Raw genomic sequence first — 25,247 nt, forward strand, 5'->3', positions numbered from 1 at the left:
AAAACGCATTTATGCCAAAATATCATATCATACCAGATTCTATAAAAACTGAAGTAGAAACTGCGCTAAATTATTATCCACAGTTAAAAAACATTCATATAGAGTTCAAGTTTAAAAAAAATATTAAAAAGTCTACAATGCAAGCCAGACCAACTTTTGATAGTTTTTTTAAATCTAACAAGAACAGAAAATTTCTTATTCTAATTAGTGAGAAATTTAAAATTTCTGACAGAGAGTTTTCAACAAGAGATATTCCTACAGATATTTTTATTGGTTGGATTGGGCACGAATTAGGGCATATTATGGATTACCAAGATAGAAGTAAATTAAACCTAATTTGGTTTGGGTTAAAGTATTTGTTTTCGGATAATCATATAGTTGAAGCTGAAAGGGCTGCAGATAGTTTTGCAGTAAAGCATAAAATGGAGCATTATATTTTGAAAACGAAAAATTTTATTTTAGACCACGCAGATATTTCTGAAAATTATAAAAACCGAATAAAAAGATACTATTTATCTCCGGAAGAAATTATGGTTTTGGTAGAAGAAAGAAATAAGTTGATAAAAGAGTAATTTATGGCTGCTTCTCACTTAAATATTTCCAATAACGTTTTGGTACATGTCTAATATGCAACTTCATGTTTTTGCGTTCTGTAATATTGGTGCTTTTAAAATAGTTTTGCCATAATTTCTGAAATTCAAATTCTTCATCTGCAAAAAAGTTGGTATCGGTTTTTGAGAAATCAAAATTCTTTGGAAATTCCATTTGCATCATTTCTAATGTTTCTAAATCGTAGAATAAACCATAGTTTCTTTTAATATCATAAATAACCCATTTTTGGTCTGCATATCTGCTTTTAAAATGTTTTGAAATTAGTGGTAATACATTAAAATCAGGTTCAATATTTGCAAAATAAATATTGTCTTTTGTTAGTTTAAACCTTACAAAAGCTTCCATTCTATGTTTTTCTCTACTTACGTTTTTTGCAATTTGAGAAGTATTTAAAACACTGGGTTGTGTAAAATCTGTATCAACTTTTTTTGTATTGTTAAATATATATTGAATGTAATTTAACAAGATATTTTCTACACCCAATTGTTCACTTAAAAAAGCATAATATATTTTTGTGGAAGAAATAGTGGAAGCTTTTTGTTTTAAACCTTTCCAAACTCTGTCCGCTTTTTTTGTGTCTGTAGCAATAGTTTCATTTTCTGAAAACAATCCATTTTGAACAACAAATTCATTTTGAATAGTAACATCTGTTAATTTGTATTCGAAAATGTAAAAGACACAACTTAAAAAACCTTCAAAAGAGCCATCATAAATTAACGTTTTGCCTGTCATTTAAGAAAACAAATTTAATTGAGGACTTAATAATTTATCATATTTACTATTTGAATTCTTCAAAATAGTTGCTTTTAATTTTTCTGCGGTTAAATCTCTTCTTTCAAACAAATTACTATCGCAAACTAAAAAGTATTGCGCTCTGTTAAATGCGATGCCTATTTTCTTTAAATGATCCCAATTTAATCTTCTAAATCTTCTTGCCATTAAAATTTTGTTGACAGATTTCATACCAACTCCTGGTATTCTTGCCAACATTCTTTTATCGGCTTTATTTACATCTACAGGAAATTCGTGCAAGTTTCTTAATGCCCAACTCAATTTTGGGTCGATATCTAAATCTAAATTTTGATGATTTAAGTTTACAATTTCATTGGTTTGAAAACCATAAAAACGCGTTAACCAATCAGATTGATACAATCTGTTTTCACGTAACATTGGCACTTCTGTTCCAATTTTTGGTAATCTGTCATCTAAACTAATAGGGACATAACCAGAATAATAAACTCTTTTTAAGTTGTAGCTTTTATAATAATGTTCCGCGGTTTTTAAAATCTGAAAATCATTTTCTCCACTTGCGCCAACAATCATTTGTGTGCTTTGTCCTGCTGGAGCATATTTTGGTGTACTTTTAATAATTTTCTTTTCAGATTTATATTGAATGATTTCATTTTTTACTTTTTCCATTGGTTTAATAAAATCTTCAAAATTCTTGTCTGGAGCCAATAATTTTAATCCAGATTTAGTTGGAATTTCTATATTTACACTTAAACGATCTGCATACAAACCTGCTTCTCTCATTAATTCATCTGAAGCACCTGGAATGGATTTTAAATGAATGTATCCATTGAAATTTTCTTCCAGTCTTAATTTTTTTGCTACAGCAACTAGACGTTCCATTGTATAATCTGCACTTTTAAAAATACCAGAACTTAAAAATAAGCCTTCAATATAATTTCTTCTGTAAAAATTAATCGTTAAATCTACTACTTCTTGCACTTTAAAAGCAGCACGTTTTACATCGTTACTTTTTCTGGTAACACAATAGGCACAATCGAAAATACAATGATTTGTCAATAATATTTTTAGCAAAGAAACGCATCTTCCATCTTCTGTATAAGAATGGCAAATTCCCATTCCTGTTGCGTCTCCTAAACCTTTGTTTGTGTTTGCTCTTTTGCTTCCGCTGGAAGAACAAGAAACGTCGTATTTAGCAGCGTCTGCAAGAATTTTAAGCTTTTCTAAAGTTCTGTCGAAAGACATAAATTATTGATATATTGAGTTTTATATTAGAGAATTTTTCCGAAGAAAAAGTAGTGTAAGTTACGAAATAATTAAAGTGATTTTAGACTGAAAAAGAACATTTAACATAATTAAAAAACAACTATTTTTAAATTTAAAATAGCTGCTTTTAAGAGTTTGAGTGAGCGCGTTAGGGATTGAAGCATTTGTTTGAGCTCTTTTTTCTTTTTCAGAAAAAAAGCGAGTGCGAAAAGCCCGTTAAAACGCCTAAATAAAAATATTTAAAATGAAATTAATCATTTACGAATTTTTCCCATTCTGCGAATTTATCTTCTTTCATAACACGTTCCATTTTTACTTGTCCGCCTTTTTTCTTGTTGCTGTCATTCCAATCATGAAATTTTTCGACAGGAATTACTTGCACTTTTACACCTTTTAAAGCTTTACTTCTGGCAACTTTGTAGTTTTTATTAGCATCTTTTAAGAAATTGTCTAAAGTTTCTACAATTTTGGCATTATCTGCATCCATTTCTGAACCTAAATACCAAGAGTGATAAAATTCGCCATCTTCGAAACGTTTGGCACAAATAGTATATTCTGTAATTTTTGTAGAAAATTCTTCCTCTAAATTTTTAATTGCATCGTCCATTTTGTTAACGGATAATTGCGAACCAACTGTATTTAAAAAGAATTTTGTACGTCCTGTAATTTTAATTTCAGCTCTTTCAATATCAGTAAAAGCAATGGTATCACCAATTAAATAACGCCAAGCACCAGAAACTGTGCTAATAATTAAAATATAATCTTTGTCTAATTCCACCTCATTTAAAGTGAATGAAGGCGCGTTTTGTTTTAGAGAACCATCTGCATTTATGTAATCTGGATTCATAGGAACAAACTCGAAATAAATTCCGTTTTCTGTATTTAATTGCATGGAATTTGTTTCTGGTCTTACTTGCGTGGCAATATATCCTTCAGAAGCCAAATAAGTGTCTATAACAGTTACAGGTTTCCCTAAAAGCGCGTTGAAACTTTTTTCATACGGCCCAAAAGCTACGCCACCAGAAGTATAGACTTGTAAATTTGGCCAAATTTCATGAATGTTTTTTAAATTATGATGCTCAATAACTTTCTGCATCATTAATTCTATCCAAGCAGGAATTCCGCTTAATGCACCAATATCCCAACTTTTAGCATTTTCTGCAATGTGTTGCACGCGTTCGTCCCAATCTTCAATTTTTGCAATTTCTTCTCCTGGCTTGTAGTATCCTTTAAACCAAAACGGAATATTACTTGCGCTAATTCCGCTAATTTCTCCTTCTAAATGGTCGTCTTTTTCTTGTAGATCTGTAGAGCTACCCAACATCATAATATCTTTTTCGAAGAAATCTGCTGGTAAATCGAAATTGTGTAATGATGTAACTTGTTTAATTCCAGAGCTTTTAATGGCTGAAATCATATCGTCTGTAACAGGAATTCTTTTGCTTGTTTTACCAGTAGTCCCTGAACTTAAGGCAAAATAAGACGGATTTCCTGGCCAAGTAACATCTTCTTCATTTTCATGAATTTTGTACCACCATTTTTCATTTAAAGAATTGTAATCGAAATAAGGAACTGCATCTGCAAATGTTTTTTCTATATTTTCTGATGATAAAACTTCTTCAAATTTATAAGCTTCTCCAAATTGAGTATTCTTTGATTTTTCTAAAAGATTTTTTAGAACTTTTTGTTGTGCTTCTATATGATTTGTGTCAGATTTAAGTGTGTCTGTTAAATCTATAATCCCTTTTATTATGTTTCCTAAAATTGCCATTGGTTGTAATTTTTTACAAAGATGAATTATTCTGCAAGTAAAATTGAACTCATTAGAAATAAAAATTAATTCAATTCGATTTTATTATTCGGGTTTGTAATTATATGAGTTAACTTAACTATGGATTGTAATAAACTAAATCTGTAATATTTTGTTATTTTGAATTGAATAAGAAAACTAAACTATTATGGAAAATGCAAAAAACGAGTTAGAATTAATAAAAAAATATGAAGAAAAAGGATATACTGAAAGCTATAGAGTGATAGATTCTAAATTGATAGCCAACAATGAAAAGACAAAATACACACAAAAAGATGTGAAAATTGTTGCGGAACACAGATTTGAAGGAATGAGCAATCCTTCTGATATGTCGATTTTATATGTAATAGAAACCATAGACACAAAAGGAACTTTAGTAGCAGCTTATGGCGCAACTGCAGATTTAGAAACGGCAGAATTTTTTAAGGAAATTCCTGAAGAAAATGTTTCTAAAGATGAGAATATTTTTATGTAAACCTTTCATAAATATTTGTTTATAATTTGATTTGTTTGACTTATAATCTAAAGTAACACAAACCAAATCATTATATTATTAAGCGAACTCCTCCTAATTCTTCTACCTTAAATTGAAAATCGTTACCAGGAGAAGCCATAAACATAAAGTTAACAGGAATGTTCCATTTTTTTGATAACTTTTTTATCAAATTTGGACTAAAACTATCTTCTAATTCAATAAAATCAATTTTTATTTTAGGATATTCTCTATCTAAAACTTTTAAATCAGATTTTAAGCGAGAAGAGGCTTTTTTACCATCCTCGAGTGTTGCTACAATCTTTAGTTTTTTCGTGTTTTCATTTTTTCTAATGTATAACATTACATTATTAAGGGTTTCAATGTTTTCATCTCTAGTGAAATAGACAAATTCTTGCGAGTTTATCTTATCAATTTGTCTCAACACTTCATCATTGGTTTTTTTCAAAAAATTATCAAATGGTGATAAAACATATTTTATTATTTGTAAAAAAACTTTAAGAATTAATGTTCTATTTAGCATAATTCCCACAACCAAAATTGATGGTATAAAATAATCAAAAAATACAAGTAAATAGGGCGGGTTTAAAATAATATTTCCAATAATTGCAACTACTATCGCTATAATTGCAATTATTAAAAGTGGCCAAGATGATTTCTCTGGTCTTGCTAATTTTTCTCGTTTTACTTTTAATAGAATATTTCCTATTCCAAATAAAACCATAACAGACAAAAAAGCAATAGTATAAACACCAGCCAAAGCACTTAACTCTCCATTTGTAATTAATAAAATAGAAATACATAATAAAAAGAAACCGATAGAAATTCTATAAGAACTACCTCTTTTATTTTTCTTCAATAAAAAAGGAGGCAATACTCTATCTAAAGACATTCTTTCAACTAATCCATTTACACCTATAAATGAGGTAAGAACTGCACCACTTAAAACAAGGGCAGCGTCTATTGATATTAAAACAGATAGCCAAGAACCTCCTGATAAATTTCCCATATAGGATAAAAGCGCTTCTTGATTTTGATTAATTTCTGGAATAGGTATTACTGATAAAGCTAAAAAAGCCATTAATGGATTAAAAACAGTGACAACTATCCACATATTTCGAAGTGTTTTGGGAAAAACTCCCTTTTTTTGTTCTTCGATAAAGTTTGCTGAACTTTCAAACCCACTTATACCTAACATTGCTGCTGAAAACCCAAAAAATAATGCTATTGAAACACTTCCTCCTTTTACAGGAAGATTAGAATTGGTTGTAAATACGTCAAAACCATTGTTAAAGAGATAAATGCAAGTAAATAATGATAAAATAATTAGTGAAACTATGTGAAAAATAAAGATGAAAATTGCAACTTTAGAAGATTCTCCTATTCCAATTATTGCTAATCCCATAAATAATGCAAGCAGGATTATTGTAGACAAAATAATTGGTAAATTATCGAATAAAATATGAGCATAATGCATTGCTTCGTTTGCAGAAATTACTGCTGTAGCCATATAAGAAAGTAAAGTTAATGTAGCTGCCAAAGACGCCATCGATTTACTTGTAGTGTTCAATAAAGCATTATAAGCTCCACCATTCATTGGTAATGCTCCAACTACTTCACCATATATTTTTCGAAATAAAAAAAGAACAGCTCCAACTATTAGAAGAGCTATCCAAGCATATTGTCCAGAATATACAATAGCAAGTGCAGAAACATATAAGCAGGAAGAACTTATATCATTACCAGAAATAGCAGTTGCAGCAAGTTGGCTTAATTTTTTTTTATTTGCAGACATAGTTTATTTTGAAACTTTTTTTAAAAATTGAACTAAAACTTAATGCTGATTGGTTTCATTTTAATAATTATTTTATATAAATTTTTTGTTAAGTTTAGAAACAAACCAAACTATTCAACAATACTATCAATTAAAATAGTTAACATATCAATTGCAGCTTGGGCAATTTTTGTTCCTGGGCCAAAAACACCTACAGCTCCAGCATCAAATAAAAATTGATAATCTTGTGCAGGTATAACGCCACCAACAATTACCATAATATCTTCTCGTCCGTATTTTTTTAATTCTGCAATAACTTGTGGTACTAATGTTTTGTGTCCAGCAGCAAGAGAAGAAATTCCTAAAATATGAACATCATTTTCTACAGCTTGTTTTGTTGCTTCAATGGGAGTTTGAAAAAGTGGACCAATGTCTACATCGAAACCTAAATCTGCATAACCAGTTGCCACAACTTTTGCACCTCTGTCATGACCATCTTGCCCTAATTTGGCAATCATAATTCTTGGGCGCCTTCCTTCTAATTCAGCAAATTTATCTGCTAAATCTTTTGCTTTTTTAAAGAGTTTATCTTCTTTTATTTCTTTACTATACACGCCAGAAATTGTTTTATGTACTGCTTTGTGTCTACCGAAAGCTGCTTCTAAAGCATCTGATATTTCACCTAAAGTAGCTCTGTTTCTTGCTGCTTTTACAGCCAAATCTAATAAGTTTTCTTCTCCAGTTTTTGCAGCTTTTGTTAATGCTTCTAAAGATATATTTACTGCTGATGTATTTCTCTCTGCTTTTAATTTATCTAATCTGTCTATTTGAGATTTTCGAACAGCTTCATTATCAACATCTAAAATATGTAAAGGATCTTCTTTTTCTAATTGATATTTATTTACACCAACAATTACATCTTGTCCGCTATCAATTTTTGCTTGTTTTTTTGCAGCAGCTTCCTCAATTCTCATTTTCGGAATTCCTTTTTCAATGGCTTTAGTCATGCCACCTAATTCTGCAACTTCCTCCATTAATTTCCAAGCTTTATTGGCTATTTTTTCTGTCAATTCTTCAACATAATAACTTCCAGCCCAGGGATCTACAGTTTTTGTGATGTGCGTTTCTTCTTGTAAATAAATTTGTGTATTTCTTGCAATTCTTGCTGAAAAATCTGTTGGCAAAGCAATTGCTTCATCTAATGCGTTTGTATGTAAACTTTGTGTTCCACCAAAAACAGCAGCCATTGCTTCAATTGTAGTTCTGGCAACATTATTAAACGGGTCTTGTTCTGTTAGAGACCAACCACTTGTTTGGCAATGTGTTCTTAATGCTAAAGATTTTGGGTTTTTTGGGTTGAATTGTTTCACAATTTTTGCCCACAACATTCTTGCTGCTCTTAATTTTGCAATTTCAGTAAAATGATCCATTCCAATTGCCCAAAAAAATGATAATCTTGGTGCAAAAGAATCGATGTCCATTCCTGCGTCAATTCCTTTTTTAATATACTCTAAACCATCTGCAAGTGTATATGCTAATTCAATTTCTGCTGTTGCACCAGCTTCTTGCATGTGATAACCAGAAATAGAAATAGAATTGAATTTTGGCATTTTATTACTGGTATATTTAAAAATATCCGCAATAATTTTCATGGATGGAGCAGGAGGATAGATGTACGTATTTCGCACCATAAACTCTTTTAAAATATCATTTTGTATAGTTCCAGAAAGTTGTTCTACAGAAACTCCTTGTTCTTCAGCAGCAACAATATAAAATGCTAAAATGGGTAAAACTGCACCATTCATTGTCATAGAAACGGACATTTTATCCAATGGAATTTGGTCGAATAAAACCTTCATGTCTTCCACAGAATCTATGGCAACACCAGCTTTACCAACATCTCCTTGCACACGTTCATGATCTGAATCGTAACCTCTGTGTGTTGCTAAATCAAAAGCAACGGATAAGCCTTTTTGTCCTGCCTCTAAATTTCTCCTGTAAAAAGCATTACTTTCTTCAGCTGTAGAAAAACCTGCATATTGTCTGATTGTCCAAGGTCTTCTAACATACATTGTAGAATATGGTCCACGTAAATTTGGAGCAATTCCTGCAATAAAATTCTCGTGTGAAAATTCTTGTTTTGAATTAGAATTACTTTCTATTAATTTTATATGTTGAACCTCTTTTCTACTCATTTGTATCTTTAGTATCTAACTTCATCAATTTGTATAATTTCGAACTAATTACTTTTATTTCTTTATCTTTTTTATTGATGGTAAGATGATTTCTATAAATAAAGAATAAGCAAAACAACCCTAAAATAATTATTCCTGTGATGAAAAAATCTACGCTGTTGCCAAAAAAGTTGTAAAACTTATCTTCTAAAAAATAAAATGATAGAAAGGTAAATAAGATAAAACCAATAATATAAGTTGGTTGTTTCTTTTTTATGGCTTCTATATCATCTTTTAGTTGCCTTTGCTTATTTTGTTGTCTAACAATTTCCTGACTTTTGCTATCCATAATTTTTCTTTTAATTCTTTTCCAATTCTAACCTTTCTTTTTCTATTGTTTCAGAAAGACGATTTCTAATTATTGGGGGAATTAATGTTTTTATATTTCGTTGTTTAACAAACGGATACAATTCTAAATGATCTTTCATTGTATCTTTTTTGTTTTGTTGTAAATTAGTTCCTACCAAAGAAATTTCTTTTTTATCAAGTTGATTTTCTTCTTTAATAGCACTTTCTTTAATTTTTTTCTGAATTATTCCGTCTTTTAATTGGCGTAAAAAACCACCACCTTTTTCTATATTTTTAAAAATTGTTAGAGCTTTTTCTGAAAGTTGTTCCGTTAATGATTCTATATAATAAGTACCATCTGCAAAATTTTGTGCATTCGTAAAACCGCTTTCTTCTTTTAATATTAACAATTGGTTTCTTGCAATTCGTTCTCCAAACTCATTCGATTTATGATAAATTGCATCGTAAGAAACTGTAGATACTGTATTAGAACCGCCTAAAATAGCACTCATATATTCCGAAGAAGTTCTTAACATATTTACATTATAATCATACAATGTTTTATTACGAATACTTGGTTGAACAAATAAATGAGCTTCCGAATCTACAATATTGTATTCCTTTAAAAGTGTTTTCCAAAGAATTCTAAAAGCTCTTAATTTTGCAATTTCAAAGAAATAGTTACTTCCTACAGAAAATTTAAAGTGAATTTTATTGGCAATTTCTCCACCAAAATGATTTAAATATTCATTTGCATGTGCCAGAGAATATGCTAATTGTTGTGTAATATTTGCACCTGCATTTTGATACAGATCTCCAGAAATTGAAATACAATTATTAGTAGATTTTACAATCTCTTCTAACTTTTTATGATCTTCTTTTAAGTTGATATGCCAATTGCCAGTTTCGGCTAAATTACCAATAATATCATTTTGGAAATAGATATTGTTTGAGCTTATGAATTTTGCGATTTCTAGCTGAAATTCATCATTCAAAAAAGAAAAACTAAAATAAATAAGTGTTTTATTGAATTTAATATTTTGAAAAACTGTTTTATAATCGAATTTAGAATTTGCTTTAAATTGAATTGCTTTTGCGCCTCTTTTAAATGCATCTAGAGCTAAAGAATTTGCTATTTTTTCATCATCAATAAAAATAGTTTGGCAAACGACAAAATCTTTTTCTGGAGTACTTATTTCTTGATGAGTTCTATCTTCTGACGTGTAAAAAGGTTTTACAACTACATCTTCATTGGTTTTCCAAAGTAGCGTATCATTATAATCTGCTCCTTTTAAATCTACTTGAATTTTCTGTTTCCAAGCAGATGCAGAACTTTTTTCAAACTCATTAAATAGAAATTTACCCATTATTTTTTTATGCTATCAAATTCAATAATATAAATATCTTCGTTTTCTTTCTTCATTAAATACTTTTCTCTTGCAAAACGTTCTAATTGAAGAGAATCTTGCAATTTTTTTATGGTTGCTTTATCTTCTTTAATTTTCTTTTGATATGATGAAATTGCATGCTCTAAATCGTTAATTTCTGAATTAAATCTACGATGAACTAAATAGGAATTGTCATCCCAAAAAAACATCCAAATGATAAAAAAGGTTAAAATAATTACATACGTATTTGTAAATATTTTTACTACTTTATTGTTTTTAAATTGGTTAAAAGACATACCGTTTACAAACGTTCGTTTATTACAGTTCTAACAATATCTATGGCAACAGTATTAAACCTATCATTAGGTATAATTAAGTCTGCAAAGTTTTTTGTTGGTTCTATAAATTGTTGATGCATAGGTTTTAAGGTAGATTGATATCTGCTTAAAACTTCATCTAAATCTCTTCCTCTTTCAGAAATATCTCTTTTTAATCTTCTTATTAAACGCTCATCTGTTTCTGCATGTACAAAAATCTTAATGTCAAATAAATCTCTTAAATCTTTATTATTGAAAATTAAAATTCCTTCCACAATAACCACCTTTCTTGGGTGTGTTTTTACAGTATCTTTTGTTCTGTTGTGAGTTACAAAAGAATACACTGGTTGGTTAACAGTTTTGCCAGATTTTAAGGCTTTTAAATGTTTAATAATTAATTCAAAATCTATTGCTCTTGGATGATCGAAATTAATTTTAGTTCTTTCTTCATAAGGCATATCATCTGTTGCATTGTAGTAAGAATCTTGAGAAATTACACAAACTTCATCCGTTGGTAATTGTTTAATTATTTGATTTACAACTGTGGTTTTTCCACTTCCAGTTCCACCAGCAATTCCAATTATAAGCATAAAAAACAGTATTTAATTTACTAAAATAGTAAAGATTTTATAATTTAAGATAATTATTAATTTTAATGTCTTTCGCTTTTAAATCGAACATTAAATTATAGAGCCCGAAAAAAGTTCTATTCATGTAAATAAAATGCTTGGAACCTCTACTACCATTCATAGATCTTAATTCTGCACTTTTAGAATAACGTTCGCCAAATTCAGATATTTTATTAAAAAATACTTCGTCAGAAAAATCAAAAGTTTCTACGTGAAAAGGTTGTGTAAAAATAGATAGCATTTCATGAAACATCGCTCTAAAAAATTCTAATTCTTCTTTACTATCATCTTTCAATAAAATTTCTAATTCGTACATTTTCTCATCAAATAATGTATCATTAGCAAGCGTTTCTTTGTTTGCTAAAACAAAATACGGGTTGTAAAAATCTAAAGGAATTGTTTTCATACAACCAAAATCTAAAGCGACTAATTTATCATCTTCAGAAATTAAAAAATTCCCTGGATGAGGATCTGCATGTACCTTTTTTAAATTATGAATTTGAAACATATAAAAATCCCACAAAGCTTGTCCAAGTAAATTTGCTTTTTCTTGATTTGTGTTGGTGTTTGTAAATTCTGATAAATGGATTCCTTGCATCCAATCCATTGTAATTATCTGTTTAGACGACAGTTCCTTGTAATAACTAGGGAAAGCTAAATTTGGGATATCTTTACAAGCGTCAACAATTTCTTGGCTTTGTTCTACTTCTAAAACGTAGTCTGTTTCTTCTAATAATTTATTTTGAACCTCTAAAAAATACTCATCAGACATTTTTCCTTTCATGTTAAACATTCTAATAACAAAAGGTTTTAGCAATGCTAAATCAGATTTTATACTGTCTGAAACTCCTGGATATTGAATTTTAACAGCTAATTTTTTACCATCCTTCTCTGCTTTATGAACTTGTCCAATACTTGCTGCATTGTATGCTTTTAAATCAAAAGAATCGTAAATGTCACTTGGGAATTTTCCAAAACTCTTTTTAAAAGTTTTAGAAACCAAGGCTTCAGAAAGTGGTGGAACAGAAAATTGCGCTAAAGAAAATTTTTCTACGTATGCTCTTGGTAAAATACTTTTTTCCATGCTTAACATTTGCGCAACTTTAAGCGGACTTCCTTTTAAGTCTTTTAAGCTATCGTAAATATCTTCTGCATTCGATTTATTTAGTTTTTCTCTTGCTTCTTCTTCAGTTTCTGTAATTTTATTTCCGTAATATTTTAAATAATTTACACCAACTTTTGCGCCTGTTGTAACTAATTTAGAAGCTCTTTGTAATTTAGAAATAGGTATTTTGCTTGCTTTTTTCATAGTGTTTTATTCTTTTTGAAACTTTTCTTTGTAGATAAATTTCCCTAAATCTAAAGCGTTTTTTAGAAAATTATTTTCTAAAAGCTCAAAACTTGTATTGATAGATTTCTCAATTAAAATATCGGTTTTTTCAAAAGATTCAGAAGTGTCATCTAACCAAAATTTAATGGTTAAAAAAAGTTGAATCCAGGCAGATTCTCCAACAAACTTTCTCTGTGCTTTTTCTAGACCATCAATAGGTAAGATGCTTTCAGAAATCTCTAAATGATTAACAAATTGAATAAATTCCTTTTTTAAATCAGAAAATGTACTGAATGATTTTATCTTGTTTTTACAACCTTTTAAAACAATAACAATGTATTCTCTGTTTAAATTTAGGTTCTCAAAAAAAGTAAAGTATAAACTTAAAAGTTGATTTTTTTTATCGAAAGAAACAAATTCTTCACTTTCATTTAATACTTCTAAAGAATTATTAAAAAGTTCTTTAAAAACTGTTTTTTCAACTTTTTTTAAAGACTTAAAATGTTTGTGAAAAGAAGTTGTTTCAATCTTTACAGTTTCACAGAAATCTTCAACATCTAAAGGTTTGTTTTGATGTTCTACAACGAAATCCATGTACAAAGTAAGGATGTCTAATTTAGAAACTTTTTTCTTTTTTGCCATGTAACAAAAATACGAAACGTTTTATGGTTAAAAGAATAAGAAATGATATAAAAACAAAAAACCAAGTTAAAATTTAACTTGGTTTTTATCTAAATGTTAGGGAACTTTTTAAGCAAAAACTTTGCTTAACTTTTTCTTTCCATCTATTATTTGAGCTTTTACTGATTCTAACGTATCAAAAATTAAATTTTGTTGATTCGCCATTAACTTTACGCCACCTTTTAAAGCTTTGTCAGTTACTTTTTGCCAGTTTTCAGCAATTGTAATTGTTTCTAAAACTACTTCTTCAGTTGTGTTTAAAGCATAATCATTTGCTTTTTTTGCAGAATTTTTTGCAGTATCAATTACGTTGTTTAATTTTTCGGTAACTTTTATATTTTTAGTTTTCATTTGTATGAATTTTTAAAGTTGATAAAATTATTTCTTCTCCCAGTTTTTAACTGCTTCCATATCTCCTTTTAAAGCCAATTTTGCTTGTGCTTTCCAACCAGATAAATCATAAATTTTTGCATTTATTCCTGCATCAGTCAACAATTGATTCATGTTTTTAAGCGTCATTTTTGCAATTTGATCATAAGCAGTTACACCTAAATCATTTAAAGAAGTTTCTAAAACAGGTCCAATTCCTTTAATTACTTTTAAATCGTCTTTTACATCCGTTTTTACAACCACTACTTTTTCTACTTCAACTTCTACTTTTTTAGTAACCGCTTTTTTCTTTGGAGCCGTTTTTTTAGTAGTAGTTTTTTTAGCTGGAGCTTTTTTAGATTTTGTACCTGTAGCTTTATTTACCTTTCCTTTTACGTCATCAATAACGTCTTCTGTATAATCTTCTATTTTTTCTTTAACATCTTCAATTGTATTTGTGATGTTCTTTTTTAATTTAGAAGACATTTTTTCTGCTTTCTTAACTAATTTATTGTTAGAAACTTCTTTTTCGATTTTGTCTTTCATTTCTTCAGCTTTTTCAACTAAAGGATGTTCAGATACCATTTTCTTTGCATTTTCTAACATTTTTGGGTCGTAACCAACCAATGTTTTTAAACGCTCTGTTCCGTTTTCTAACTGACCTTTAATAGATTCTGCAGTTTCTACAACCATATTAATTTGTTGCTTTGTTAATGGTTCTGCTTTCTTTACTAATTTAGCCGTTAATTTTTGCCATTTTTCTCCTGTCTTAACAGTAGTTTCAATTGCGTTAAAAGAAGCATCAATTAAATCGTTATTTATTTTCTTTACGATTGCTTTTGCTTTTCCTAATTTGTTATCTTTTTTAGATTTTTTTGTTGCCATAATATATGTTTTTGTGCGTTGTTTATTAATTTATACTGCAAATATAATTTCTGTTAGTTGCAGATGAGTTGCATTTTAGTTTTTACTGAAAAAATCTACAGTTTTGTTTATTTTTTTCCAAACCAAACTTTTTACATTTTCAGCTTTATTGAAGAAATTTTCTTGTTGCTTTGCTGTAAAACTTAAAGTGCTTTTTAATTTCTTTGCTGTAAATTTTTGTAAATCTTCAGTTGTATTTATTGTTTTCAAAACAGCTTTTTCTGTAGATTCTAAAGCGAAATCATTTAACTTTAATGTATTGTCTTTTATATTTATTGTTGAAATAGTTTTCATCTTTTTTTAGTTTTATTTACTAATTATGATGCAAACATAAAAAATGGAAGTTGCAAATGAGTTGCAGATTAAGTAAGAGGTTGTATTTTAGGTAATTGCTTCTATTTCTTGTAGTAGTTTTTTTGTTTCAGGAAGTGGAGAAATTCCATACTCTTCTTCTAAAATAACCTCACATTTCATATAGGTTTTTATTGCTTGAGGTCTGTTGCCTTTAACAATATAAGCCTTCATTTGTATTCTGTAAGCTTCTTCCCAAGCAGCATCAATTGCCAATGCATTTTGCGCCAAACGAATACTTTCTATAGGTTTTTCTTCCAATAAAATTTCTGCTAAAGTAATATAGGCTCCTAAAATAAGTAACTGCGATCTTTCTCTTTCTTCGGAAGTCCAATCTTCGTAAATTCTGTTTGGTAAATAAGAACCTTTGTATAAATTTATAGCATTTTGATATGCTTTTTTAGCAACTTCATTATCAACTTCAAAAGCCTGATTTCCTAAAATGATATATTTTTCTAACGCTTCAACATCAATCCAAAGTTTTTCCAAATCAATTTGATAACTAACACCTTGCCTTGTAATGTAAATCGCTTCAGTTCTAGAAGGTCTGTTGGGTTCTAAAACCTTGTTAATTCCATGAAGTGCCACTTTAAAATCTCTGTCGTTCCAATCTTCCCAAAGATGATCCATTATTTTTTCTTTGTGAAGCGCGTTTCTTTTTCTGTATGAAATTAAATATTGTAAAAGCTGAATGGTTTTATCTCTTCCCCATTCTTTAGCATCTATTTTTTCTTGATTTCTCCACAAATTAAAACCACCTAAAGTTTGAATGCGAATTGTTGCATTCTCTTGAAAGATTTCTAATTCTTGTAATTGTTGAAGTAAATCTGACATATAAATAACTACTTCTTTTTGTTCAATTTGTCAATTTTCGAAGTCAATTTTTTCATTTCTGATGACAAATCTTGAATCTGATTTTGAATTTTATTAAAGTCAGATCTTGATGCATTTCTCCATTCATTTATATGAACTTTCTCGCCAATTTCTTCACCAAAAGAACTTATTTTTCCTTGGATTTCATCTTGTAAATTCGTCAGCTGTTTTTTAGGGTCTTTTAAAGTGTCTTTAATAATTTGTGGACCTACATTTTTAATGGTTTTCCACATAGAAAGACTTTTATCTAAAATAGTTTCTTGCTTTTCTGAACTTTCATGTTTTGTAGCTTCTTCTGTTAATTCTGCCAATTTTTGTTGCATAAAAGAAAGTGCATCATTAAAATCCGTAAAACGTTGTTCTTCTCCATCTTGAATATGAGAGATTTTTCCACGCCATTGCACAGAAGATTCTCCTTTTTCTTCAAATATTTGCTGATTAAAACGCACCATAAAAGAGGCAGTTTGTTCTTGTTTTTTTGTCATAGTCTCAATTTTATCCTGGCTCTTTTTCAGAGCCAACTTCATATCTTAATAACCCTTTAAAAGCATCATTTACGGTATTTCCTTCGTACAAAACTTTATAAATTTCTTGAGAAATAGGCATATCAACATTATAATCTTTTGCTAATTCTACCACAACTTTTGCAGTTTTTACACCTTCTGCAACTTCATTCATTTCGTTAATAATTTGCCCTAAACTTTTTCCTCTTCCTAATTGAAAACCAACATGATGATTTCTACTTTTAGCACTCGAACAAGTTGCCACTAAATCTCCCATTCCTGCTAAACCTGCAAATGTTCTTTGTTTTCCACCCATTGCAATTCCCAACCTTGTCAATTCCGACAAACCTCTGGTAATAATTGCGGCTCTTGTGTTGTCCCCTGCATTTGCGCCATCTCCCATTCCTGTTGCAATGGCAATAATGTTTTTTAAAGCGCCACCTAATTCACAACCAATAACATCTGTATTTGTATACACACGAAAAAGACCAGAACTAAAAACGCTTTGTAATCTGGTTGCAATAGACTTGTCAACCATTGCAATAACAGCAGCAGCAGCGTTTCCAAAATGAATTTCTTTTGCCAAATTTGGACCCGTTAAAACTCCTGCAGGATGTCCAGGCATTATTTCGTTAACAATTTCTGTCATTCGCATTTTTGTGCTAATCTCTAAACCTTTTGCCAAGTTTATAATAGGAACCCAAGGTCGAATATGAGGTTTTGCTTCTTCTAAAACTTTTCTAAAACTTTGTGCAGGAACGCCCATAACAATAACATCTGCTTCTTCTACAGTTTCTTTTATGGATGATGATGCTCTTAAGGAAGATGTTAGTTTAGCATTTGGCAAATATTTCTCATTTGTATGATGCTCATTAATCTCGTTAACTGTTTCTTGGTTTCTTGCCCAAAGAATTGTTTCCGCATTTTTTGCAGTTAAAGAAGCAACAGTTGTTCCCCAAGATCCACCACCTAATAATCCTACTTTTAGTTTCATAAAATGTACTTTTAGTTGATTAATTTTCTAATTCTTTCTGAAATAAATTACGAACATCTTCCACGTACGTATCTATATTTTTTGGTTTCCATTCAGAAGTATCTACAGGATCTAAAACAACCACTTCTATATGCGTTGGTTTAAAGATTTTACTTCCTTTTGGCATTGCCATATATGCGTTTTTAATTACAATTGGTATAATTGGAACTCCACCTTTCATTGCTAAATGAAACGCACCTTTTTTAAATTTCCCTAAAGTTTTAGTTCCACTTCTGGTGCCTTCTGGCGCAATTACTATAGAAATTCCGTCTTTTAAAGCTTGTACTGCAGGTTTCATGGCTGCAATTGCTTTTGTTTTATCAGATCTATCAATAAAAATAGCACCCATAGCTTTAAAAATTGGTCCCATTGGTGTGTATTCTAATTCCTTTTTCGCAACTCCAGCAATGTCTTTTCGTAATAATTTCATCAAAATGAAAAAATCCGCAGAACTTTGGTGGTTGAAACAAAAAACTGCGGGTCTAAAATCTTCTAAATTATGTTTTCCTTTTACTGCAATATCTAATCCAGCCAATTTTGTTCCTAAATCGCCAATACTTGCAAAAGTTGCATTTGCACCTTCTTGTCTCGACATTTTTAAAGTTCCTGTAACTAATCCTTTAAATGCTGATGGATAAATACTTGCGCCTGCCAAAGCAGTTCTTACGCCATTAATAATTGGTTTCTTTTTGGTTTCTTTAAAACGAAGAATAGGCCAATTACTTTCGAAAGCAACTTGAGATAATCTACTGTCAGGATTTGTCGCAACCGGATTTCCAACAATTTCCATTAATGGGAAATCATCTATACTGTCTGTGTAAAAGAAACTTTTAGATAAATCGATATTATTTGATTTTGCAAACTTTCTTCCAGCTTTCGCTTTTCCTTCTGCCCAACACATTTCACTAATAGAACCTGTAAATTTTCCTTTTCGTATTTCCATCTCTGTACAGTAAATATCAGTAATTCCTAATTCGTTGGCAATTGGAGTTACTTGATAACGTGTTGCTGCAGAAATAATAACAACTTGATGTCCTTTTTCTAAATGTGAAGCAATTAATGCTCTCGATTCTGGATAAATTGTATTTGCTAAATGATTTGCATACACTTCTTCACCTAAATCGTAAAAATCTTTTTCTTTGATTCCTTTTACACCAGATGCAGAAATTTTTGTTAGAATTTCAAAATCTCTATTTCCTGCTGCATAAATTAAAATTGTTGCAAATTGAGAAAGCAATTCTTTGGCGGTAGATTTTCCACTAAATAATCTCGATTGCATAAATTTCTTTGCTGAAAAATCATTGATTAACGTTCTGTCTAAATCGAAAAAAGCAGCAATATGTGGCCCTTCTTCTTGTTTTTCGATTTGTTTAGAAACACTATTTAATTCTGAACCAGGAACAATTTCTGTTGCTGTTTCATTGTTTTGTTGAATGCTTTTTTTGTTGATGACAACTTCTAATCTACGAAGATAATTTAGACGTTCTGTTAAATTGTCTAACAATTCCATCCAAATATCTAATTCTTTAAAATCTATTTTTTTATCAATAGGAGTTAGTTTGCTGTTTTTTGCCAAACGTAAAGCGCTTACCAAAAATGGTTTAGAAACACTATCTAATCTGCTAATTCGAGATTGCCAATGCAATTCTTTTCCTTTAAAAAGACATAGTTCTATAAAATCAGCATCGTTAAAATCATCTTCTAAATCCCAAGTATGTAAGGTGTGACAAACTACTTTATTTGCTTCCAAATAAATTTGAAGAATTGCTTTTGAAACAAATAATTCTTGTTTCGATAATAATTTATCAATATCTCCTTCTGGATTGCTAATAATTGCTCTCCAATTTTTGTCAAATAATTCTAATTCAGCTTCAATTTCACTACTGAATTGTGGTTTGTTGGTATAGAAAAATTCAAACTTAAATAAATTTCGAAGGCGCATTATTTCTGTCCAAAAAGATAAAATTCTATCCGTTTTTTCATCTTTAATTTTTACCAAAGCCATTTCTATAAAAGCTCTGTGATACAAATGAGCAGAAGCCATATTTGCATAATAAGTAGCCGTTAAAAACTCATTTTGAGTTAAACTATATTGTGTTTTATAACCTGCTTTGTTTTTCTGAACAATTCCAGCACTTTTTAATAAATTTAATGCTTTTTGCACAGTTACTGCAATACTATTTCCTCTGTCTATTAGAACATCTTCTTTTCGTTGTTCTATGTAATTCATCAACTTTAAAACACTAAACTCTAATTCTTTTTTTGTGAGTGCAAAACTGCTTAAAAGTACGTTACAAACTAAAGAAACGGTTGTTACTGGAGTTATCATATTTGCTTTATGAATCAATTCAAAAGCAAATCTTGGCAACGTATTTTTGTCTGAATAACTGTCTTCTTCAATATCTGGAATAATGGCATTTTGATGCGCACTTGCATCTACAGGATCGCCAAAACGAATGGCTGCTTTCCCAAATTCATTTCCTAATTTTTTAAAATATTTAAAAAAAGCAGCAACGTTTTCAGACTTTTTTTCTTTGCCTTTTCCTTCTTCCATCATTTCTTTTACATCCGGAATTAAATCATACACAATAGAAACTGGTATGTATTTAATGTCTTTGGTGCTTTGCTTTTCACCTTCCATAATGTATTTTAAAATCCCCATTTGAGGATAGACAATTTTACCTGTTCTGGAACGCGTTCCTTCAATATTCCAAGTAAGATGATCGCCATTTTCAATTAAAGAAGCAATGTAATGTCTTAAGGCAGCTTTATAAATGATGTCGTCTTTAAAACTTCTTCTTATAAAAATTAATCCAGAGTTTTTTCCCAATTGTTTAAATCCTGGAAACGCTAAATTTATACCGCCAAAAGAAAACGGAATTGGCATTCCATAACGTGCTAAAGTGCTTACTAAAACAACAGTATCTAAATAGGTTTTATGGGTTAAAATAAATGCAACAGAGTTTTGTCGCATAATTTTCATTAATTTTTTTATTTCACTTGGATCAATATCTATTTTGTCATTATAAGCTTTTGAAAGCAAATATTGAAAACCTCTTACAGAAACTGTATTTGCAATTGGATGTTGTTGAGAATATAATTCCTCAATACAATTTGCAGCCGTTTTTTGAACTTCAGAAAGGTCTAATTTTAATTCTTTTGCAATTTCTTTAAGACTATTTTTAAATTCAGCATGCTGAATAATGTTTTGCATTGTGTGTTCCATAATCAATTAAAAAATAGATTTGTGAATTTAGAAACGCCTTTTTGTTCCCAAAACTTTGGAAAAAATAAACTTTCAACTTTGGTAATAATTCCTTTAGGTTCTTTACCAGTAATGTTTTTGTTTAGGGAATTTGCTACAGTTAATAAAACGGATGCATTTGCGCCCATTCCACAATGACTTCCAAAAACTTCAATGTTTTTGATGTCACTTCTCAACGTTTCTGCCTCCATACAATGTTTCCAAGGTAAAAGTCCGTCTGTTTTTGTGTAAATACACGTTACAGGAACATTTGGTATTTCCTCCAATTCGTGTATAAATTTATCATTTCTGGCTCTTAAAGTTTTTCCTCTTAAAAATTCTAACATTCTTACCAAAGGTGTTTTCATGTTTTTAACTCCCCAAACTGGCGAGCCAATAGTAATTAATTGTTCTACTTTATCTGGATATCTATTGGCGATTATTTTTGCGAAAATTCCACCACCAGACCAACCTACAAGACTTACTTTTTCTTGATGTTTCTCGAAAATTTCATCTAATTTTTCGATCAATTTTGGTAAATATTTAGAGTTGATCATATTTACACCCAATTCCCATTTATAGGTTTTAAAACCAACAGATTTTAAATAATTACGTACAAAAGTTGTAGAAACATCATTACCTAAATATGGAGGCATTAATAAAACAGGTTTGTTTTTGCTGGCTTTGTGCTTTGGAATAAAAGGATAAATACCAAACATGGTAACCCATTCAATAGCAGATCTTGTTTCTAATAAGGCATTGAATAGAGGAGGAGCATCAATTTTTGTGTTGATGGTATCAATCTGATTTTTAAACGTCAATAAAATTCTTGCAGAAATAGTATCTGTTCCTTTTTTTGTCGCTTTTATTTTATCAATTCTTTCTAAAACAATAATTAAAGTGACATAATCTCTATCAGGCCCAAAATCTTCACAGACTGAAATACAGTTTTTTAATAATGTGTCCACATCTTTTCTGATTAATTTTTTACTGTCAATTAGACCAACAATCATTTTTTCAAAAGGATGCAATTCAAACTTTTGAATAACTACTTCTTTGGCTTTTTTTAATGTCATTCCTTTAGACATTGCAACTTTTAAAGCCAATTTGGTAAATGATGTATAGAGTGTTTTGTTGTTTTCCATGTTTTGAGTTTTAGACTTTCGTCCTTTTTTCTAACCAATTAATTACATCTTGCTGAACTTCTTCTTTGTTCACTTCATTCAACATCTCATGTCTTCCTCCTTTATATAATTTTAAAGTTAGGTCTTTAATTCCTGCTTTTTTATAATTTTCTGCAACTCTTTTTACACCTTCACCCATTTCTCCTACAGGATCTTTATCACCCGAAAAAATAAAAATGGGCAATTTTTTTGGTGTTTTCTTGAAAGTTGATTTCTCGTTTATTTTTTTACTTCCTTTTAAAATATCTAAAAAGACACTCAAAGAAAAATCTTCTATTCTGTAAGGGTCTGCTTCAAATAAATCCACTTCATTTTCATCGCTACTAATCCAATCTACTTTTGTTCTGTTAGGTTTAAATTTCTTATTGAATTCAGAAAAAAACACCGATTTTAATAGTTGATTGCTTCTTTCTCTTCCTTTAAATTTGCTGATAACTTTTGCGCTGTACAAACCAAAAGTTCCCAAACCTTTCATAAAACTGGCAGTTCCAGAAAGAATTAAAGCTTCTAAATCGTCACCATATTTTGTTACATAATCTCTACTTAACAAAGAACCCATGCTATGACCAAAAAGAATTATTTTTTTATTCGGATGTTCGTTTTTGATGATTTCTGTTAATTGACGCATGTCATTTATGGCGTCATCAAAATAATTATCACCATCATAAAAACCTAAGTCGTTTTTATTTTCGGCAGATTTTCCATGAACTCTGTGGTCATTTGCATATACTTCATATCCTTTTTCTTGTAAAAGTTTTGCAATAGAATGATAACGACCTGCATGTTCGCCAACTCCATGAGAAATTTGAACAATACCTTTTAAAGGCATTTTTTTTACTTCCCATTTATAGTAAAAAATAGTTTCCTCGTCTTTAGTTTTATATGTATCTGTAATAAACACCATTTATGCTTTCTCTAAAAAAGTTGACATTAATTTTAAGATTAAATCTGTGTCTTTTTTTGTTCCTGTGAATTTTATTCTTTCCTGAATTAAAAGTTCTTCCAATAATAATTTCCCTTTAAAAACATCGTATAAAATAGTATCATCAATTGTGATGACAGTATTTACTTTTGCGGTTTTTTTCTTACTTAAAGAAGGTTCTTTTTTAGAGAAATCTAATGTCCAATATGCAATGGTTTCATTTTGATGAACCTCAAAACTATAGACAGCTTTTAGTTTTTTATCTAAAGATTTGCTTTCTTTTAAGAATTTTCTAAAGGAATTAAAGAAAGAAATACTTTTAAATTTAATGACTTTAGAAACTGTTTTTTCTTCTTTCTTTTTTAGAATAATTTCTTCTAATTCATTTGCAGAATCTCTAATATATCTTGAGAATTTATCAGCATCTGGCATTGTTTTCGCATCCGAAGTTGTAGTAATTGTTACTTGTCCATTATAACTAAAAGCAGCAATAATTAACCCAAAACCATCTAAAACAGGCGTTAATCCAAAAATACCAACAATTTTATGACCTTTTAAATAGAGCAAACCTTTTGGTCCAGGAACATTTGTAATTGTAACATTAAAAGGTGGTCTGTGAAATTCTTTAATATTGTATTTACTATACAAACCAGCAGCTAAATTTGCCAATCCAAAAGGAACAGCATCTGCCATTTTTGCCAAAGATTTTGCTCCAACAGCTTTGTGTCTTGTTTTTCCTAAATTTGTTTGTTCTTGTATATATTCTAATCTTTCAATTGGGTCTTTTATATGCGTTGCAATTCTAACCAACATGTTAGAAATTTGATTGTTCATTTTTTGTTTTTCGCCTTTTACACGAATAGAAATAGGAACATTTGCAACTAAAGGTTGTACAGGTAATTGCTCTCTTTCTTCTAAATATTTACGAATTCCACCAGCACAAATTGCCAAAATAATATCGTTAATACTTACGTCCATTATTTTACGAAGCGTGTTTATTCTTTCGAAAGATAAAATAGCAGTTCCCCAAGTTCTCTTTGGTGAAACTGAACCATTAAAAATGGTTTTAGGAACAGGATATGCACTTTTTTGAAATGTTCTTTTGTTTTTAAGTTGCGCATTTATTTTTCCTTTCATCATAGAAACAGCAGTTTCGCTAACTAATTTCGGGATTTTTAAAGGGTTTTTAAGAAAACTATAGGTGCTTTTTAAAAGCAAACTCAATTCATCTGGCAAAGGTTCTGGGTCAAATGGTTTTGGTTTTGCAGGTTTTTTATCTTCTGCTTTTTCATCTTTATCAAACAGCAATCCCATAATACCAACACCAGAACTACCATCTACCATTACATGATGTACTTTGGTAACAATTCCTACAGAACCTTTAGGTATTTGGTTAATTTCATCTAAACCTTCAATAAAATAAACGGACCATAAAGGTCTTTTTAAATCTAAAGAACTGCTAAAAATATTCGATGTTAAATCTCTTAAGGTTTTCCAGTTTGCTGGATCTGGCAATTTTAATCGGTTCAAATGCAAATCAATATCAAAATTTGGGTCATCTGCCCAATAAGGATAATCTAATTTTAATGGCACATTTACCAATCTTTTTCTAAATTTCGGAATTAAATGTAATTTAGAAGCGACCATTTCTCTAAAATCATCAAACTTTAAAGAACCTTCCACAATTGTTAATGTTGCAATGTGCATAGGACTTGAAGGTGAATCTGCATATAAAAAAGTTGCATCTTGTCCAGAAATTTGCTCTGCTGAAGTTTCAATTGCGTCTTGTAGAAGCTCTGTTATTACTTTTTTTGCCATTTATCAAAATAATTAAGTTGACTTTTTAGTCTAAAATTGATCAAAAAATTGTTGCAAGAATACCACGCAACTCTGCAAGATAAAGAAAATTAGTTAGATTTTTAAGGCAAAAAATGAATTAACAAAAGAGCTTCTAATATGAATAGTTTAGTGTAGGTTGATGTCTATGTTTTTGATTTTCAAACGTATACTCTAATAAGGTTAAATTGCTACCTTTTAAAACGAAAAAAAGTCTCAAAAATTAATTTGAGACTTTTTAATAAAAAGAGCCGATGGAGGGACTCGAACCCACGACCTGCTGATTACAAATCAGCTGCTCTAGCCAGCTGAGCTACATCGGCTTTTTGTTTTTACGAGCGCAAATTAAATACAAAAAATGAAATTGACCTAAAGAAAAATGTTTTTTTTTAGCATAAAAAAAACTTCAAAATAAATTGAAGTTTTCTAACAAGAA

General features: G+C 29.8%; 23 protein-coding genes and 1 tRNA gene. 2 read left to right on the forward strand and 22 right to left on the reverse strand.

The window, feature by feature from the left end; translation table 11 throughout:
* The first annotated feature begins 11 nt into the window (after positions 1 to 11).
* Positions 12 to 572, forward strand: coding sequence for a hypothetical protein (locus tag H9W90_RS01380; protein WP_187482701.1), 561 nt, complete (start codon positions 12 to 14; stop codon positions 570 to 572).
* A gap of 1 nt (position 573) precedes the next feature.
* Here H9W90_RS01380 and H9W90_RS01385 read toward each other — a convergent pair whose 3' ends face one another.
* The 3 genes from H9W90_RS01385 to H9W90_RS01395 all read right to left on the reverse strand — a co-directional run bounded on the left by H9W90_RS01385 (position 574) and on the right by H9W90_RS01395 (position 4,399).
* The gene (locus H9W90_RS01385) at positions 574 to 1,344 is read right to left on the reverse strand and encodes a TIGR03915 family putative DNA repair protein (protein ID WP_187482702.1); all 771 of its coding nucleotides are present in this window, start codon (positions 1,342 to 1,344) and stop codon (positions 574 to 576) included.
* On the reverse strand, positions 1,345 to 2,607 hold the full coding sequence (locus tag H9W90_RS01390; protein WP_187482703.1) for a putative DNA modification/repair radical SAM protein: 1,263 nt from the start codon (positions 2,605 to 2,607) through the stop codon (positions 1,345 to 1,347).
* A gap of 271 nt (positions 2,608 to 2,878) precedes the next feature.
* Positions 2,879 to 4,399: a GH3 family acyl-acid amido synthetase gene (locus tag H9W90_RS01395; RefSeq protein ID WP_187482704.1), complete on the reverse strand. Its 1,521-nt coding sequence runs from the start codon at positions 4,397 to 4,399 to the stop codon at positions 2,879 to 2,881.
* Positions 4,400 to 4,586: 187 nt separating this feature from the next.
* Between H9W90_RS01395 and H9W90_RS01400 the strand changes: the two genes are divergently transcribed.
* Complete coding sequence (locus tag H9W90_RS01400) at positions 4,587 to 4,913, forward strand: hypothetical protein (protein ID WP_187482705.1); 327 nt, start codon at positions 4,587 to 4,589, stop codon at positions 4,911 to 4,913.
* 70 nt (positions 4,914 to 4,983) lie between these two features.
* Here the strand turns inward: H9W90_RS01400 and H9W90_RS01405 are convergent, their stop codons facing one another.
* The 19 genes from H9W90_RS01405 to H9W90_RS01495 all read right to left on the reverse strand — a co-directional run bounded on the left by H9W90_RS01405 (position 4,984) and on the right by H9W90_RS01495 (position 25,134).
* Complete coding sequence (locus H9W90_RS01405) at positions 4,984 to 6,726, reverse strand: APC family permease (RefSeq protein ID WP_187482706.1); 1,743 nt, start codon at positions 6,724 to 6,726, stop codon at positions 4,984 to 4,986.
* Between the two features lie 110 nt (positions 6,727 to 6,836).
* Positions 6,837 to 8,900 (reverse strand): methylmalonyl-CoA mutase, encoded by a 2,064-nt coding sequence (gene scpA, locus H9W90_RS01410; protein WP_187482707.1) that lies wholly within the window; start codon positions 8,898 to 8,900, stop codon positions 6,837 to 6,839.
* Positions 8,893 to 9,228 (reverse strand): hypothetical protein, encoded by a 336-nt coding sequence (locus tag H9W90_RS01415; RefSeq protein ID WP_187482708.1) that lies wholly within the window; start codon positions 9,226 to 9,228, stop codon positions 8,893 to 8,895. The genes scpA and H9W90_RS01415 overlap by 8 nt, the downstream gene beginning before the upstream one ends.
* A 10-nt stretch (positions 9,229 to 9,238) precedes the next feature.
* Positions 9,239 to 10,594 (reverse strand): methylmalonyl-CoA mutase subunit beta, encoded by a 1,356-nt coding sequence (locus H9W90_RS01420; RefSeq protein ID WP_187482709.1) that lies wholly within the window; start codon positions 10,592 to 10,594, stop codon positions 9,239 to 9,241.
* Complete coding sequence (locus tag H9W90_RS01425) at positions 10,594 to 10,911, reverse strand: FtsB family cell division protein (RefSeq protein ID WP_187482710.1); 318 nt, start codon at positions 10,909 to 10,911, stop codon at positions 10,594 to 10,596. Before H9W90_RS01425 ends, H9W90_RS01420 begins: the two co-directional genes overlap by 1 nt.
* Before the next feature lie 5 nt (positions 10,912 to 10,916).
* Complete coding sequence (gene udk, locus H9W90_RS01430; protein ID WP_187482711.1) at positions 10,917 to 11,522, reverse strand: uridine kinase; 606 nt, start codon at positions 11,520 to 11,522, stop codon at positions 10,917 to 10,919.
* Positions 11,523 to 11,559: 37 nt separating this feature from the next.
* Entirely contained in the window at positions 11,560 to 12,870 is a 1,311-nt protein-coding gene (locus H9W90_RS01435) for an ABC1 kinase family protein (protein WP_187482712.1), read from the reverse strand.
* Positions 12,871 to 12,876: 6 nt separating this feature from the next.
* A complete protein-coding gene (locus H9W90_RS01440; protein WP_088353211.1) occupies positions 12,877 to 13,533 on the reverse strand; it encodes a TetR family transcriptional regulator C-terminal domain-containing protein in 657 nt (218 codons plus the stop codon).
* A 108-nt stretch (positions 13,534 to 13,641) separates the two neighbouring features.
* Entirely contained in the window at positions 13,642 to 13,923 is a 282-nt protein-coding gene (locus H9W90_RS01445) for a hypothetical protein (RefSeq protein ID WP_187482713.1), read from the reverse strand.
* A 27-nt stretch (positions 13,924 to 13,950) separates the two neighbouring features.
* Entirely contained in the window at positions 13,951 to 14,826 is an 876-nt protein-coding gene (locus H9W90_RS01450) for a helix-hairpin-helix domain-containing protein (protein ID WP_187482714.1), read from the reverse strand.
* Positions 14,827 to 14,901: 75 nt separating this feature from the next.
* Positions 14,902 to 15,159, reverse strand: coding sequence for a hypothetical protein (locus H9W90_RS01455; RefSeq protein ID WP_187482715.1), 258 nt, complete (start codon positions 15,157 to 15,159; stop codon positions 14,902 to 14,904).
* An 87-nt stretch (positions 15,160 to 15,246) separates the two neighbouring features.
* A complete protein-coding gene (locus H9W90_RS01460; protein WP_187482716.1) occupies positions 15,247 to 16,050 on the reverse strand; it encodes a bacterial transcriptional activator domain-containing protein in 804 nt (267 codons plus the stop codon).
* Between the two features lie 8 nt (positions 16,051 to 16,058).
* On the reverse strand, positions 16,059 to 16,574 hold the full coding sequence (locus H9W90_RS01465) for a hypothetical protein (protein WP_187482717.1): 516 nt from the start codon (positions 16,572 to 16,574) through the stop codon (positions 16,059 to 16,061).
* Positions 16,575 to 16,584: 10 nt separating this feature from the next.
* Complete coding sequence (locus H9W90_RS01470; RefSeq protein WP_187482718.1) at positions 16,585 to 17,586, reverse strand: NAD(P)H-dependent glycerol-3-phosphate dehydrogenase; 1,002 nt, start codon at positions 17,584 to 17,586, stop codon at positions 16,585 to 16,587.
* Positions 17,587 to 17,605: 19 nt separating this feature from the next.
* On the reverse strand, positions 17,606 to 20,851 hold the full coding sequence (locus H9W90_RS01475) for an HAD-IB family hydrolase (RefSeq protein ID WP_187482719.1): 3,246 nt from the start codon (positions 20,849 to 20,851) through the stop codon (positions 17,606 to 17,608).
* A 2-nt stretch (positions 20,852 to 20,853) separates the two neighbouring features.
* Positions 20,854 to 22,014 carry an alpha/beta fold hydrolase gene (locus H9W90_RS01480; RefSeq protein WP_187482720.1) on the reverse strand — a complete coding sequence of 387 codons (1,161 nt, stop codon included), beginning with the start codon at positions 22,012 to 22,014 and terminating at the stop codon, positions 20,854 to 20,856.
* Between the two features lie 10 nt (positions 22,015 to 22,024).
* Positions 22,025 to 22,957 carry an alpha/beta hydrolase gene (locus H9W90_RS01485; RefSeq protein ID WP_187482721.1) on the reverse strand — a complete coding sequence of 311 codons (933 nt, stop codon included), beginning with the start codon at positions 22,955 to 22,957 and terminating at the stop codon, positions 22,025 to 22,027.
* On the reverse strand, positions 22,958 to 24,793 hold the full coding sequence (locus H9W90_RS01490) for a wax ester/triacylglycerol synthase family O-acyltransferase (protein ID WP_187482722.1): 1,836 nt from the start codon (positions 24,791 to 24,793) through the stop codon (positions 22,958 to 22,960).
* A gap of 267 nt (positions 24,794 to 25,060) precedes the next feature.
* Positions 25,061 to 25,134: transfer RNA gene (locus H9W90_RS01495), tRNA-Thr, on the reverse strand.
* Positions 25,135 to 25,247 lie beyond the last annotated feature (113 nt).

Source organism: Polaribacter pectinis (genome assembly GCF_014352875.1).
Classification (GTDB): Bacteria; Bacteroidota; Bacteroidia; order Flavobacteriales; family Flavobacteriaceae; genus Polaribacter; species Polaribacter pectinis.

What these genes read in the sequence shown, in the direction of transcription:
- H9W90_RS01380 (WP_187482701.1), top strand. Translation starts at nt 12, where the DNA reads ATGCCAAAATATCATATCATACCAGATTCTATAAAAACTGAAGTAGAA.
- H9W90_RS01385 (WP_187482702.1), bottom strand. Translation starts at nt 1,344, where the DNA reads ATGACAGGCAAAACGTTAATTTATGATGGCTCTTTTGAAGGTTTTTTA.
- H9W90_RS01390 (WP_187482703.1), bottom strand. Translation starts at nt 2,607, where the DNA reads ATGTCTTTCGACAGAACTTTAGAAAAGCTTAAAATTCTTGCAGACGCT.
- H9W90_RS01395 (WP_187482704.1), bottom strand. Translation starts at nt 4,399, where the DNA reads ATGGCAATTTTAGGAAACATAATAAAAGGGATTATAGATTTAACAGAC.
- H9W90_RS01400 (WP_187482705.1), top strand. Translation starts at nt 4,587, where the DNA reads ATGGAAAATGCAAAAAACGAGTTAGAATTAATAAAAAAATATGAAGAA.
- H9W90_RS01405 (WP_187482706.1), bottom strand. Translation starts at nt 6,726, where the DNA reads ATGTCTGCAAATAAAAAAAAATTAAGCCAACTTGCTGCAACTGCTATT.
- scpA (WP_187482707.1), bottom strand. Translation starts at nt 8,900, where the DNA reads ATGAGTAGAAAAGAGGTTCAACATATAAAATTAATAGAAAGTAATTCT.
- H9W90_RS01415 (WP_187482708.1), bottom strand. Translation starts at nt 9,228, where the DNA reads ATGGATAGCAAAAGTCAGGAAATTGTTAGACAACAAAATAAGCAAAGG.
- H9W90_RS01420 (WP_187482709.1), bottom strand. Translation starts at nt 10,594, where the DNA reads ATGGGTAAATTTCTATTTAATGAGTTTGAAAAAAGTTCTGCATCTGCT.
- H9W90_RS01425 (WP_187482710.1), bottom strand. Translation starts at nt 10,911, where the DNA reads ATGTCTTTTAACCAATTTAAAAACAATAAAGTAGTAAAAATATTTACA.
- udk (WP_187482711.1), bottom strand. Translation starts at nt 11,522, where the DNA reads ATGCTTATAATTGGAATTGCTGGTGGAACTGGAAGTGGAAAAACCACA.
- H9W90_RS01435 (WP_187482712.1), bottom strand. Translation starts at nt 12,870, where the DNA reads ATGAAAAAAGCAAGCAAAATACCTATTTCTAAATTACAAAGAGCTTCT.
- H9W90_RS01440 (WP_088353211.1), bottom strand. Translation starts at nt 13,533, where the DNA reads ATGGCAAAAAAGAAAAAAGTTTCTAAATTAGACATCCTTACTTTGTAC.
- H9W90_RS01445 (WP_187482713.1), bottom strand. Translation starts at nt 13,923, where the DNA reads ATGAAAACTAAAAATATAAAAGTTACCGAAAAATTAAACAACGTAATT.
- H9W90_RS01450 (WP_187482714.1), bottom strand. Translation starts at nt 14,826, where the DNA reads ATGGCAACAAAAAAATCTAAAAAAGATAACAAATTAGGAAAAGCAAAA.
- H9W90_RS01455 (WP_187482715.1), bottom strand. Translation starts at nt 15,159, where the DNA reads ATGAAAACTATTTCAACAATAAATATAAAAGACAATACATTAAAGTTA.
- H9W90_RS01460 (WP_187482716.1), bottom strand. Translation starts at nt 16,050, where the DNA reads ATGTCAGATTTACTTCAACAATTACAAGAATTAGAAATCTTTCAAGAG.
- H9W90_RS01465 (WP_187482717.1), bottom strand. Translation starts at nt 16,574, where the DNA reads ATGACAAAAAAACAAGAACAAACTGCCTCTTTTATGGTGCGTTTTAAT.
- H9W90_RS01470 (WP_187482718.1), bottom strand. Translation starts at nt 17,586, where the DNA reads ATGAAACTAAAAGTAGGATTATTAGGTGGTGGATCTTGGGGAACAACT.
- H9W90_RS01475 (WP_187482719.1), bottom strand. Translation starts at nt 20,851, where the DNA reads ATGGAACACACAATGCAAAACATTATTCAGCATGCTGAATTTAAAAAT.
- H9W90_RS01480 (WP_187482720.1), bottom strand. Translation starts at nt 22,014, where the DNA reads ATGGAAAACAACAAAACACTCTATACATCATTTACCAAATTGGCTTTA.
- H9W90_RS01485 (WP_187482721.1), bottom strand. Translation starts at nt 22,957, where the DNA reads ATGGTGTTTATTACAGATACATATAAAACTAAAGACGAGGAAACTATT.
- H9W90_RS01490 (WP_187482722.1), bottom strand. Translation starts at nt 24,793, where the DNA reads ATGGCAAAAAAAGTAATAACAGAGCTTCTACAAGACGCAATTGAAACT.